Below are 13,686 nucleotides of genomic sequence, written 5' to 3'. Positions count from 1 at the left end.
AAATATTTATACCTTTGAGCCCCAACACCTTATTACATGAAAAAAAGAATACCACTTTTATTGGCTTTGATTGTCATTGCCATTTACTCTTCCTGTCACAAAGAACAAAATAATCCTGGCCCCAAGCCTATAAAGCTTCAAAGTATAAGCATCACTGATACTTTAACCGCTTACATCGGTAATGTATTGCAAATGGATTTGAAAGTAGATCCTGTTTCATTTGATACCTCAAAATTTTCATGGCAATCTTCTGATACATCGATTGTTTCTGTTTCTAAAACAGGAAAGATCACTGTTAAGAACGAAGGTATTTCAAAGATATCAGTTACTGATTCTGCCAAAATCAAAACAGCCACCTGCTTAGTAACGGTTAAGGACAGTTTAAGTATTGGCTTGTTGGCGTACTATCCTTTTAATAATAACCTTAACGATTTTTCGCCTTATAAAAATAATGGCAAAGCTAATGACATATCGTCAACAACTGATAGGTTCGGAAACGCAAACAGTGCTTTCTATTTTAATGGATTCAGCAGTTATATTGTTGTAAAAGATAATCAGGCATTACGCTTAAGCAATACAAATATTACATTAAGTACATGGGTTAAGTTAGATCAGTACAATTACTCGTACGGTGTCAATCTATTAACTAAGCATTATTCAGGCATTGAAAACGGATGGGCCTGGGGTATCACAGGTTATGGATTTTCAACATTGGGTATTGTAACTTACGGCACAGGCGGTGGCAGTGCCGCAGCCCGAGGAACCCAGGTAATTAGTCTGAATCAATGGCACTTAGTTACCAATGTTTACGATTTGTCCAAACATCAGCTAAGCATCTATGTTGACGGCACGCTTGATACCATAACAAACAATATGCCGGTGCCTAACATGAACACAGATGCCGACCTGTATATTGGGCGTGATAACCCGGGTGTTTCATCGGACGGGTACCTTGTACGTGGTGCTATGGATGAAGTAAGGATTTATCGCAGGGCGTTGAGTGCCTATGAAATTCATAAATTATTTATATCAAAGAAATATTAAGAGCTACACGGATAATTAAAATAAGAGGACCGGTTAATGATATTCCGGTCCTCTTATTTTTTAATACAACCGGGTATTGCAACTTTTCAGGTTGTTCCAGTCTGGGTTTATTTGTTATTTAAAACTGGTAATTAGCTATATGTGAAAGGTAATAACAGAATAAACACAGGCACAATGCAATAGGGTTATCTATGTCATCGTGGCTCCAAAGCCCCTTTAATATTATTTATTAACTTTGTGCCTGCAAAGCAAAGCCATATTACTCTGTATCTGTAATGACCGAAAATCCAAACCGCGAAAATGTAGTGTCATACTACGACGAACACGTTAAAAATAAGCTTAACGACTACATCGTAGTTAATCCCCGCATAGAGCTTGGCTGGGAAACCATAAAACGATTTACAATAACAAAACCAAACAGGATATTGGAAGTTGGCTGTGGCATGGGCAATATCTGTTCACGGATGCATAAATATTGGCCGGATGCGGTTATAACAGGTATTGATATCAGCACTTTATCTATACAGGTTGCCCAAAAGCTTTTTGCAGATAATAAACTGGATTTTAGGGAAAGTATACTTACTAAAGATACGTTTGATGAGCAATTTGATTTGATCATCTTTATGGATGTTTATGAGCATATTGCAATTGTTGACAGGCCGGAGGTACACGCAGCTCTTGCAAAAATATTAAGTAATAAGGGGCGGATAGTTTTAACCGTGCCCACACCGCATAACCTTAAATGGTCATTGGTAAACAAGCCGGAAACCATGCAGCCGGTTGATGAGCATATATCTTTTGAAACCGTTGGCAAACTGGCTGCCGATATAGGTGCAGAAGTAATACTGTATGAATCCAAAAGTGTTTGGAATGTAGGTGATTATGCCCACATTGTACTGGAAAAAAATGACGACTTTGAGGCCGCTTTCTTTTATCCCAAGCCCGTTACATCTTCACAACGTGCAAAGCGTATTATAAACAAAGCCATTAATAAGTTTAGCAGCGTATTTCGTAGGTTTTACGTGAAGAGAAAACTTGGTTGATATGAAAGATACGTTCAACTTGTGTATAGTTAAGCCAAATAAATCCACCTTTTCTGAAACCTTTATACAAGCTCATATTGATAGGTTGGAGGGGAACAAAAAAGTACTTTATGGCGGCGACTTTCCGCTTTATGACCATGAAGGGAAATTTCTTATCCGCTCAAAGGTCTCGCTGTTAGCTTATCTCGTTCAAAAAAGAATTTTTAAAAAAAAGGAAATAGGAGTTCGCATAAGGGCTCTTTCTGCTTATCTCAAGGAAAATAAGACCGATGTTGTACTTGCCGAATATGGTATGGTAGGTGCAATGATTGCATCAGCTTGTAAAATGGCCGGTGTACCACTGATTATTCATTTTCATGGTGCAGATGCGCATCATAAGCCCACGATAGCAAAATATTTGCCACTTTATCGTGTTGCCTTTGATTATGCTTCTGCAATTGTTGCGGTATCGAACGATATGGTTACGGCTTTAAAAAAAATGGGTGCCCCGGCATCGAAAATACATCTCAATCCTTATGGCGTTGATGGAGCTAAGTTTCCACTGACGGATATATTAAACTCCGGTCCTTCTTTTTTGTCGGTTGGCCGGTTTGTTGAAAAGAAATCGCCTCAATCGGTCATCCGGGCCTTCATGCAGGTACATTTGGGTTTTCCGGAAGCTCATTTATGGATGGTAGGCGACGGGCCTCTTTTTGATAATACAAAGCAGCTAATATCAGAACTTGGCCTTACAGATAGTGTAACGTTGACCGGTGTAATGACGTCTGCCGAGATCCGCGCACTTATGGGAAAAGTACGTTGCTTTGTACAGCATTCGGTAACGGCCGCCGATGGTGATATGGAAGGAACTCCCAATACCATTCTTGAAGCAGCTTCTGCAGGTTTGGCCATCGTAAGTACAGCTCACGCCGGTATAAAAGAGGCTGTTATTGACAGTGTAACAGGTTTTCTGGTTGCTGAACATGATATCGATAATATGGCAGCTAAAATGAGGCGTATTGCGGACGACGTGGAATTAGCCGCGAAAATGGGGTTAGCTGCTCATGATCATATTGTCAAAAACTATGATATAAATAAGCGCATCGCTTTGCTTGATCATATTATCCAAAGCAGCATCAGCAATAACAAAATTAGATGAACCTATTACAAAAACAGGGATTTTTTAACAGCCTCATATTGTATGCAGGGGTTGCTTTAGGTTTCTTTAATCTTATCATTCTTTTTCAGCGGATCCTTACCACAGAAGAGATCGGTTTTTTTATTTTGATGGGGACCATATCGCTGCTTTATGCACAGCTTGCGGGATTAGGTATTGGTAATATCATTCTTAAATATTTCCCTTACTATCGCAGCGACGATAAAAAACATGGCGGTTTCGCATCTTTTGTTACTGTTTGGAGCCTGATAGGTTTTGCGATCTTCACGGTGCTTTTTGTAGTTTTTAAGGATTTTATTATTAGTTATTATAAGAATAAGAATGGGGCTCCGCTACTAATCAGGTATTTCTATTACCTTATTCCTTTGTCATTTTTTACGCTTGTATTTTCTGTTCTGGAAAACCTGGCGCTTACGGTATTTAAAAATGTACTTTCTTCCTTTTTGCGCGAAGTAGGGTTACGTTTGTTCACAACCGCGGGCGTTTTGCTCATAGCCATTAAGCTGGTTGATTACCATGTTTTTTTGATGATATATATAACGGCTAACCTGGTGGCTGTATTGGTGTTGCTTGCCTATATTAGCAAAGGCCGGCACTTTAAGTTTTCGACTGTTGGTGCTCAGCTGCTAAGCGAAAGAAAAACGTTTTTGAGCTATGGCATTTTTACAGTATTAAGTGGCAGCTCCTTTGTAATGATCCAGAACCTTGATACCCTGATGCTGAGCATGCTTACCAAAGAGTCATTTAGTTATGTAGGTATTTATGGTACGTTTTTCGCCATTGCGGTAGTGATAAGTTTACCGGCCAAGGCATTGAGCCGCACCTCACTGCAGATCATAGCCCAGTCATGGGTTACCAATGATCTGGCCAAGATTGGTAAAATTTATTACAAAACATCAGTAGTACAAATGCTTATCGGCTGCCTGCTTTTCATAGGCTTGGTTATTAACAGGTCGTTTATTATAATGTTGTTACATAAACCTGAGTACGCCAATTATTTCAATGTATTTATTATAGTGGGCGTGGCCTTTCTGGTTGATATGACAGGAGGGTTAAATGGCTACATCATGAATGTATCTAAATATTACAAGCTTACCACTGTTTTTATTGTTTCGGGGGTGGTTTTTTGTGTGCTGTCAAATTTGGTCCTGATACCTATGTTAGGCATGATGGGTGCTGCCTTATCATACCTGATCACCATGTTTGTACTAAACTTTGCTTATTGGTTATTTGTTAAAATTAAGTTTAACCTGCAGCCTCTTGCAATGGCACACGTATATATATTATTGATCTTTACGGTTTGCCTGCTTATCGGGCTTTATCTTCCGTCATTAAAGAATGTATTTGCAGATATGATTTACAGATCGGTTATCGTGGGCGTGGTTTACGTGTTTTTGGCATATATTTTAAAAATTTCAGAAGATATTAATATAGTATTTGATCGCATCCTGAAAAAGGTATGAGTTGGGTTGTGATAATTGCTATAATATTCCTGGCCTTTATATAGTTTTATTGTCACCAGCTCACAATAATATTGCCGTTTATGTTATTAGCCGGGCTGCATTTACCCTTTATGGTTAATTAAATAAAATCAGTAGCGCCGCAGACCGTCCCTTCATCAGGCCCTTATCCAATGTGCTTCCTGTAAATTGGGGCTATTAATAATTCATAGTTTTTCACATCATACACTAAACTGATACGGGTTTGCACTCACCTTTAAAAGGTAAAATTTGTAATAGCTTCAATTGCAGTAAAGCTTAGTTTGAAATTTTTTGATAATGTAAACATTATAATTAATTGTATCGTAGAAGAGCTTAGGATACCGTTGTAATACAACGATATTAATAAACCTGGATTAACAATAAAATAATTAATTAACATAACTGATTGGGTCAACTCAACGCGGATTGGCTTTGGAATTATTTCGTTAATGATTAAAATATTTTGAAAATTTAGTAATATGAAAGATAATTATTATCATTATCCGTTAATTTAAACTATGCGCCCTAAACCTGCACCTCTATATAAAATAGTATTATGGGCAATATTTTGCCTGTTTTTTCTCCCGTTCGCTGGGTTTAGCCGGGCATTTGAAAACCCATTGACTGTTAACACGGAGCCGCGGTCTGTTGAACCACGGTTTACTACATACCATATTACGGTTGCCCCCCTGCAGGCAATTACCATTTGCTCCGCTGCTGCAGCTGTACTTAACGGCGATATAAAAAGCCCCGTTCCCGATAGTTACCTATGGCAAATAAATAACAACGGGAACTGGGTAAATGCGCCGTCGGCAAATACTCAAAAAGATTATATCACATCTTCGTTAACAAATACATCTGCTTCGAGTATTGTATACAGCCTTCGCCGCAAGATCTCTACCGCCGGCGTAGTAGATTATGATTCTTATTATGATGTTACCGTAAGGCCGATAGCAGCGGTAAACAACAATACGATAGTAGCGCCGGCTGTTACCCAATTTTGTTCAACAGGCAATCCTGCGGCTATTACGGGTAGTGTGCCCGGGGGGGGCGATGGTACTTTTTCGTATCAATGGCAATCATCCACAGATAACGCAACATTTAATGATATTTCGGGTGCTGTATCAAAAAACTATGACCCGCCGGTGCTAAACAATGATACTTATTATCGCCGTATGGTTTCGTCCGGGGCATGTACAACTCCGGCGCTTAGTAATGTAGTGCTCCTTAAGGTTTCAACGCCACCACCACCTCCATCACCTGCAGCGTCAACAATAACCATTTGCCAGGGAACCCCGGCTACATTGACAGTTGCCTCGCCGCAGGCCGGGTTTACGTATAACTGGTATGATTCGTCGGCTAAAATCACGGTGCTTGCTACAGGTACCTCATACACTACTCCTGTTTTAAACGCAGGAAAAAATTATTATGTCGAAGCATCAAACGGCACTTGCGGCAGCCAGTTAGCAACAATACAGGTAAAGGTTACCCTGGCACCTGCTGTGCCTCAGTTTTCTCAAACAACGGTTACAGCCTGTATGGGCTCAACAGTGACACTCAGTGTACAAAATTCGCAAAGCGGTGTTATTTATAACTGGTATAGTACTGCAACTGATGCCAATATTTTGCATACCGGCAGTACTTTCGTATTGCAAAAAGTAACATCAGCGGTAACTTATTATGTAGAGGGACTTAGTTCAACAGGTTGCAGTTCTACATCACGCGGAAAGATAAGTTTAACTGTGAAGCCCGTGATAGCGGTAACCAATAATCAGATCACAGCCCCCACAGTTACTGATTTTTGTGTAACCGGTAACCCTTCGGCAATTACGGGCAGTACGCCTGCCGGTGGTGACGGTACTTTTTCATACCAATGGCAGTCATCTGCCGATAATATAACCTTTGCTAATATTGCCGGGGCCACGTCAAAAAGTTATGGCCCGCCGGTATTAAGCAAGGGCGCTTACTACCGCCGTATAGTATCGTCAGGTACCTGTACAACCCCAATAGTAAGTAATGTGATCAGTGTTCAGGTTTTAACACCTCCGCCTGCACCGTCGCCCGTAGCATCGGGCCTAACCATTTGCCAGGGAACCGCAGCCACGTTAACGATTAGTTCGCCGCAGGCCGGGTTAACGTACAACTGGTATGATTCGCCTGCTAAAACTACAATACTTGCCACGGGTACTACCTACAAAACTCCTGTTTTAAACGCAGGCAAAAGTTATTATGTTGAGGCATCTAACAGCGCCTGCAGCAGTCCTTTAACAACAATACAGGTAACTGTTTCGCCATTACCGGCGGTGCCGCAATTTACACAAAGCACCGTTAGCGTTTGCTCCGGCTCCGCAACAACAATTACCATACAAAACGCGCAAAGTGGTATTGTTTATAACTGGTACGGCAGCGCCACCGATGCTAATATTTTACATACCGGGACCAGTTATACAATCAGCAACGTAACAGCGGCAACAACCTATTATGTACAGGCTGTTAACGCTGCAGGGTGCGGTTCTTCGGCCCGGGGGACGGTTAGTGTAGCTATCATTCCGTTGCCGGTGGTTACAGTAAGCAGTTCGGGCACTTCTGTTTGCCCGGGCACCAGTGCCACATTAACCGCGTCCGCATCAGGCGGGGCAGTTATTTCCTGGTATGATGCACCGACCGGTGGAAACCTGCTTGCTCAGGGCAATACATATGTTACGGCTAACTTAACATCGGCAAAAAATTATTACCTGGAAGCAACCAACAGCACTGGGTGTAACAGCAGCGGAAGAGTCACAGTGCAGGTACAGATGACCAAACCGCTTGATGAGCCTGTAGTAACGGTTGGCGAAGTCACCTCATCAAGCGTAGCTTTTGAGTGGAGCGCGGTAAGTGGCGCTACCAGTTACCTGGTAAGTACCAACAATGGTTTAACCTATACTGCGCCAAGTTCGGGCAGTAACGGTTTAACGCATAAAGTGAACGGCCTTGGCCTAAACGAGTCTGTTACCATCACAGTGAAGGCTTTGGGAGCATCGTCATGTACGCTTAGCGGGGCTTCGGCCGCGGTTACCGCCGCCACCATCGATAATAACAATGTAATATATGTAGCCAACAACTTTACCCCCAATGGTGACGGGAATAACGATATTATTTATGCACATGGAAAAAATATTAAAACACTTTCCTTTAATGTGTATGACCAATGGGGACAATTGGTTTTTACATCAACCGATGTTAACAAAGGATGGGATGGTTATTATAAAGGCTCATTGATGCCCGTGGGTGTATACGTATACTATTTAAAAGCGGCAATGAATAACGGGGCGCTATTGAATAAAAAAGGAACAATTACGCTATTAAGATGAAGAAACTACTACTCATTATTACAATAGCGCTGCAGTTTGCAGTTGGAGGAACGGTGAAGGCGCAGGTTGATCCGCATTTTTCACAATACTACGCTTACCCGCTTTGGCTTAACCCGGCGCTTACGGGCGTTTTTGACGGCGACACACGCTTATCTGCCAACTACAGGGACCAGTGGGCAAACATCAGCAATGGCTACCGCACAGCAGGGGTATCGGCCGATTTCAAGCCAACCGATAAAGTGGGCATCGGCCTTAATATCCTTGATCAAAAAGCAGGCACTGCCGGGTACAATTACTTTACAGCTTATGGTTCATTTGGTTATGGCATAACGCTGTCAGGTGATGGTAATCAGCGGCTGCATTTCGGCTTGCAGGCGGGTGTTATCAGCCGCAGCTTTGATCCGGGTAAACTCCAGTCTGATAACCAGTACGACCCGAACAGCGGCTTCGACCCTACATTGCCCAATTTCGAAAATTTTGGTTATTCGTCAAAAACGGTATTTGATGCAGGCGCCGGTATCTATTATTACAATGCCGACCCAATGAATAAAGCCAATTTGTTTGGCGGACTTAGTATTAACCATATCAATGATGTAACAGATCCATTTGCCGCGGGTGGTATAGCCAGCAAATTGCCAATGCGGTTTACTGCGCATGGCGGTGTCCGTATAAAAGCGTCTGATTTTTTTGACCTGATCCCAAACGCAGTTTACGTTAAACAAGGCAAAGGCGAGATCAAAGCTTTCGGACTATATTCTGAACTTAAGTTTGCCGATGATAACGGCCTGGTACTCGGTGGTATGGTCCGGGTACAGGATGCTGCAATTGCCAACGTTGGTTACCATATCCGCAGGATGGTGATTGGTGCCAGTTATGATTTTAATACTTCAGGGCTTCGCGCGGTTACATCAGGCCGCGGCGGTTTTGAACTATCAATAAGCTATATATTTAGTCGCTACGCTGATTCTCCGGCCCCAATTTGCCCAAGGATATAATATGAAAAAACTATTACCCTATTTCTTACTATTGTTTTTTCCGTTGGTTTCATTTGGACAGGCGAAAAACTACAGGGCACTGGCCGACACCGCCTTTAGCAGGCACGAGTACTATACTGCCGCGTATTATTACAAGCATATTGCCGATGGTACAACCGATGAGCCAAAAAGCAATGTGCCGCGTTCATCAGCTGTAAAAAAAATCAGTTCAAAAAAGGCTGAGACTAATCAATACATCATTTATCGCCTGGCCGAATCATATCGTCTGTATAAAGACTATACTGATGCTACTATATGGTATGCCCAATTGGCTAAGGAAGCACCAACTGCCCAATATCCGTTAATACCGCTTTGGTACGGCATCTGCCTGCAGGCAAACGGAAAGTATAATGAAGCTTTGGTCCAGTTAAAGCAGTTTGCGGGCAATGCTCCCGATCCGCAGTATGCCGCTCTCGCTAAAAAAGAAATAATCTCGTGCGAGTATGCATTAAAGCAATTGGAACACCCGCGCGCCGTTGATGTATCGGCTTTAGTGTTCTTAAATAAAGACCAGGGCGACTACGCCCTTACCGTTAACCTGGGCAGGTATTGGTTTACCTCATCACGCCTGGTTGATAAGGATAAGTTTTATACCAACAGGGTTTACAGTTCGGCCATCCTCGATTCAACTAAAGCGCTTGCCACAAACTTTAACGCGTTTGATAAAGATGGACAAATTGAATACGCTACATCTGCGCTTGATGGTACCGGCACCAGGATGTACCTTACCCGGTGGTATAAAAAGAACGGGAAAACAGTATCTGCCATTTATTTTAGTCAACTGATAAACAGCGTATGGCAGCAGCCGGTAAAGCTGAATAATACTGTTAACGCCGAAGGCTATAATTCCAAGCACCCTTTTGTTAGCGCTGATGGCCGGCGATTGTTTTTCGCATCAGACAGGCCCGGCGGTGAAGGCGGTGACGACATTTGGGAAAGTAACCTTGATGATGCCGGGCAACCGAAAACTGTAAGTAACCTGGGCGATGCAGTAAACACAGCATATGATGAACAGTCGCCATATTATGACCAGGCTGATAAAGTGTTGTTTTTTAGCTCGAATGGTTTTACCGGTATGGGCGGCTTTGATGTTTACCGCAGCGAAGGAGATTTTGGTCGTTGGTCGGCCCCGGTTAATTTAGGTTACCCGGTTAACTCATCTAAAGACGACTTGTACTACAGCCTTGATCCAACCAATCCAAATAAATTCTACCTGAGTTCGGCACGCGGCTCTGACTGCTGCTTAAGCCTGTTTACCGGGCAGTATAAATTTTTATATATCAGTGGCCGTGTAATTGATTGCCGCACTAACGGTGGTATGGCAGGGGCAAGGGTGATCCTTAAAGATCCGGACGTAAAAATGGGTTTGGCTGTTAAAGTAACCGATGCCAAAGGCGATTATGTTTTCCAGGTAAAGGAAAAACTGCCAAGGTATAAACTGGAGATTTCGCAAAAGGGGTACTTTACCAAAGTTATTCCTGCACCGATAGTAAAGCCGGGTATTGATACGCTCATTAACCCCGAAATTTGCCTGCAGAATTATAAGATCAATGTTCAGATAACTATCGAGAATATTTATTTTGATTTTGGTAACGCCCATCTCCGATCCGAATCATTTGATACGCTGGATAAACTGGTGGCCATCATGAACGATAACCCTAAAATTAAGATCGAGCTTGGCTCGCATACCGATGGGATAGGCACCGACGCCGCTAACATGAAATTATCGCAGGCCCGCGCGGAGGCTTGTGTTGATTACCTGTTATTGCAAGGTATTAAGTCTGCACGCATTACAGCCCGCGGGTACGGGAAAAGAATGCCCGTTGCCCCAAACAAATTACCAAATGGCAAGGATAACCCTGCAGGCAGACAGCTTAACCGGCGGACCACATTTACGGTAAAATCGGCAGAATAAAAACAAATTATTTTATTTGTTTGCAATCGGAAGGTTATGGTATAATTTTGCCTTGCAAATTAAATGCCCGACTTAATGCAAGGCGTTTAAATTGCAATACCTGATCTGCTGAAATCATACCATGCAAAATCTTGCCCCGATAGCTCTTTTTGTTTATAACCGGCCCGACCATACCCGCCGTACCATCAGTTATTTGCAGCAAAATTTACTGGCCGATGAATCGCGCCTGTACATTTTTTGCGATGCAGCCAAAACTGATGCCGATAAGCCAAAGGTTGAACAGGTGAGGCAACTGGTAAACGATATAAGCGGTTTTAAATCGGTAAAAGTTATTTTGCGTAATCATAATCTCGGTCTGGCCGAATCCATCATCAGCGGGGTAACACAGTTGGTGTATGAATATGGCAAAGTGATTGTGTTTGAAGACGATCTGTTATCTTCTCCATATACCTTGCAGTATTTTAATGACGCGCTAACAAAATATGCAAACCAGGAACAGGTAATGCATATCGGTGCCTATATGTACAACCTGCACAACAAAAAACTGCCCGAAACATTCTTTTATCGGGCAGCCACCAGCTGGGGGTGGGCAACCTGGGCCCGTGCCTGGAAAAACTTTGAACCCGATGTTGATAAGCTGATTGATCAGTTTGATACGCTGAAAATAGCCCGGTTTTCGATAGAAGGGAAAATGAATTTTTGGAAGCAGATAGAGCAGTTTAAGGCCGGTAAAAATAATTCATGGGCCATTCGCTGGTATGCCTCTATCTTTTTGAAGAACGGGTTGACGCTGAACCCTTCACAGTCGCTTATTCAAAACATAGGTCATGATGGTACTGGCGTACACTCCAATAAAGAGGATATGTACCATGTGCAAATAGCACGCAAACAGGTAACGCAATTTCCCGACACCATAGAGGAGAATGAAGAGGCTTATAAAGCTATCAAAAATTTCCTGGCAAACAGAAAGGGCACCTTGCTGCAGCGGATCAGAAGGTTCGTGAAGCAGCAGATGGGACGATAAGCTATTTAGGCGTTTACAGCGCAAATGTATAGACGTATGTGATGTTTCTCTGCGTTGGAAATAATCAATTTGAACTTCCCGTTAAACCGGAAAACAGAATTTTCCCATCAATACTGCCGGGTTAACACCGATCCTGATCGGCTCACCGCATAAGGCTTCATTGCCTAATAAAGCAAATAATATAGCTTCTTTGGCATCGGGGTTGATCCCAAGTAAACTGCTATCCTCTATTGCCGCTTGGGGCAATAGTTTTTTTAATTCCCCAATAACAAATGGATTTCGTGCCCCGCCGCCGCTGGTAAAAATTTTAATATGATCCCCTGCGATATTTTCCTTAACAAAACCGGCTATAGATGCCGCGGTGAAGGCGCTTAGGGTACAAATAAGGTCTTTACCACTAATTTGCCTGATACCTGACCGTTGCTGTGCTTCAGCAACCATGGCAAGGTTGAACAGTTCTGGTCCGGTGGTTTTAGGGGCTTTTTCGTCAAAAAATGGATGGGAGAGGAGCGCCGTTAATAGATTATCATTTACCTGCCCGTTGTAAGCTATGGCTGAATCCTCATCAAAAGACTTATCAAAATATTTTCGGCAGGCAGCATCGATGAGTGTATTGCCGGGGCCAATATCTGTGCAGAGCACACCGTTAAAATCACCGTCACCAGGAAGCCAGGTTAAATTAGCAATGCCTCCTATGTTTAACAGCACCCGGTTTTGGCCGGTTTTATTGCCCAATAATACATCACCATATAAGGCCAGCGGAGCGCCCTCTCCTCCGGCAGCAATATGCTTCTGCCTGAAATCGCTGATGGTTAATATGCCGGTTTTTACGGCGATATGATCGCCGTCGCCAATTTGCAGGGTGGCGTTAGGGTAGTTTTTATGCTGATGTAAACGCTGGGGGGCATGGTAAATAGTTTGACCATGACTGGCGATAAAATCAACCTCCTGTGGGTCGATTTTCCATTGACCAAGTGCCTGTAATATCAGTTCGGCGTGATAGCTGCCGATATAAGCGTTAAGTAAAGTTACCTTTTCAAGATCTGCATTACGCCGGGCAAATACCTGCTGAACTTGCAGCTTAAAGTCATCCGGATAGGGGATTGTGATAAATTGTACCAGCTCAAAATGAGTGCTTAAACCATTGCCGGTAAATTTGCATAGGGCAATGTCAAGCCCATCCAATGAGGTGCCGGACATTAGGCCGACACCCATTTTTGATGGTTTTTGAGCGATGCTAAATAGGTGCTGCAGGTTATGGTTCAATGCTATCATGGGCTTAAATTACTATTTGTACGGCAACCCGCAAAAGTTGGGGCAAATGCATTTAATATTTTAGTAACGATGATTTGTTGTTAATATAGCAACGAAATAAGATAATGATATTGGCAAACTATCAGTATCAAATGATACTTGTTTTATGGCCTGATGCCGGTTAAACGGGCCAAGTTTCATCAGCACTTGCTTTTGTCAATAACAGGGGCAAACGTTTGGATGTGTTAATTGCTCGAAAATATCAGTTTAGTGTAACCCATGGTTGTGTTTAAACTGTTGATTATTAATGTTTTCTATTTTAAAGATTTGAAATTTGTTAACCCGTGTTAACCCCATTTAGATGGGTTAACACTACCGCAAA

The 13,686-nt window shown here is 42.5% G+C and carries 9 protein-coding genes; 8 read left to right on the top strand and 1 reads right to left on the bottom strand.

The features are described from left to right. The first annotated feature begins 36 nt into the window (after positions 1–36). From ABIC84_RS15430 to ABIC84_RS15395, 8 genes are all read left to right on the top strand, one after another. Positions 37–1,044 carry a LamG-like jellyroll fold domain-containing protein gene (locus tag ABIC84_RS15430; RefSeq protein ID WP_426582489.1) on the top strand — a complete coding sequence of 336 codons (1,008 nt, stop codon included), beginning with the start codon at positions 37–39 and terminating at the stop codon, positions 1,042–1,044. Between the two features lie 275 nt (positions 1,045–1,319). Then, a complete protein-coding gene (locus tag ABIC84_RS15425) occupies positions 1,320–2,087 on the top strand; it encodes a class I SAM-dependent methyltransferase (RefSeq protein WP_426582486.1) in 768 nt (255 codons plus the stop codon). Between the two features lies 1 nt (position 2,088). Continuing rightward, positions 2,089–3,225 (top strand): glycosyltransferase, encoded by a 1,137-nt coding sequence (locus ABIC84_RS15420; RefSeq protein ID WP_426582484.1) that lies wholly within the window; start codon positions 2,089–2,091, stop codon positions 3,223–3,225. Further along, entirely contained in the window at positions 3,222–4,706 is a 1,485-nt protein-coding gene (locus ABIC84_RS15415; RefSeq protein WP_429264107.1) for a lipopolysaccharide biosynthesis protein, read from the top strand. The genes ABIC84_RS15420 and ABIC84_RS15415 overlap by 4 nt, the downstream gene beginning before the upstream one ends. A 638-nt stretch (positions 4,707–5,344) precedes the next feature. Next, positions 5,345–8,077, top strand: coding sequence for a gliding motility-associated C-terminal domain-containing protein (locus ABIC84_RS15410; RefSeq protein ID WP_429264106.1), 2,733 nt, complete (start codon positions 5,345–5,347; stop codon positions 8,075–8,077). Then, positions 8,074–9,072 carry a PorP/SprF family type IX secretion system membrane protein gene (locus ABIC84_RS15405; RefSeq protein ID WP_429264105.1) on the top strand — a complete coding sequence of 333 codons (999 nt, stop codon included), beginning with the start codon at positions 8,074–8,076 and terminating at the stop codon, positions 9,070–9,072. The genes ABIC84_RS15410 and ABIC84_RS15405 overlap by 4 nt, the downstream gene beginning before the upstream one ends. A gap of 1 nt (position 9,073) precedes the next feature. Continuing rightward, positions 9,074–11,026: an OmpA family protein gene (locus tag ABIC84_RS15400; protein ID WP_429264104.1), complete on the top strand. Its 1,953-nt coding sequence runs from the start codon at positions 9,074–9,076 to the stop codon at positions 11,024–11,026. A 121-nt stretch (positions 11,027–11,147) separates the two neighbouring features. After that, positions 11,148–12,050, top strand: coding sequence for a sugar transferase (locus ABIC84_RS15395; RefSeq protein WP_429264103.1), 903 nt, complete (start codon positions 11,148–11,150; stop codon positions 12,048–12,050). An 81-nt stretch (positions 12,051–12,131) separates the two neighbouring features. Here the strand turns inward: ABIC84_RS15395 and ABIC84_RS15390 are convergent, their stop codons facing one another. Next, positions 12,132–13,325, bottom strand: coding sequence for an anhydro-N-acetylmuramic acid kinase (locus ABIC84_RS15390; protein ID WP_429264102.1), 1,194 nt, complete (start codon positions 13,323–13,325; stop codon positions 12,132–12,134). Positions 13,326–13,686 lie beyond the last annotated feature (361 nt).

Source organism: Mucilaginibacter sp. 3215 (genome assembly GCF_050433785.1).
Classification (GTDB): Bacteria; Bacteroidota; Bacteroidia; order Sphingobacteriales; family Sphingobacteriaceae; genus Mucilaginibacter.
Note: the sequence above shows the minus strand (reverse complement) of the source record. Positions and strands in the feature narration are given on the sequence as shown.

Bases quoted from the DNA above. Each gene is read 5' to 3' on its own strand.
- ABIC84_RS15400 (WP_429264104.1), top strand. From the start codon at position 9,074: ATGAAAAAACTATTACCCTATTTCTTACTATTGTTTTTTCCGTTGGTT.
- ABIC84_RS15430 (WP_426582489.1), top strand. From the start codon at position 37: ATGAAAAAAAGAATACCACTTTTATTGGCTTTGATTGTCATTGCCATT.
- ABIC84_RS15395 (WP_429264103.1), top strand. From the start codon at position 11,148: ATGCAAAATCTTGCCCCGATAGCTCTTTTTGTTTATAACCGGCCCGAC.
- ABIC84_RS15420 (WP_426582484.1), top strand. From the start codon at position 2,089: ATGAAAGATACGTTCAACTTGTGTATAGTTAAGCCAAATAAATCCACC.
- ABIC84_RS15425 (WP_426582486.1), top strand. From the start codon at position 1,320: ATGACCGAAAATCCAAACCGCGAAAATGTAGTGTCATACTACGACGAA.
- ABIC84_RS15390 (WP_429264102.1), bottom strand. From the start codon at position 13,325: ATGATAGCATTGAACCATAACCTGCAGCACCTATTTAGCATCGCTCAA.
- ABIC84_RS15405 (WP_429264105.1), top strand. From the start codon at position 8,074: ATGAAGAAACTACTACTCATTATTACAATAGCGCTGCAGTTTGCAGTT.
- ABIC84_RS15415 (WP_429264107.1), top strand. From the start codon at position 3,222: ATGAACCTATTACAAAAACAGGGATTTTTTAACAGCCTCATATTGTAT.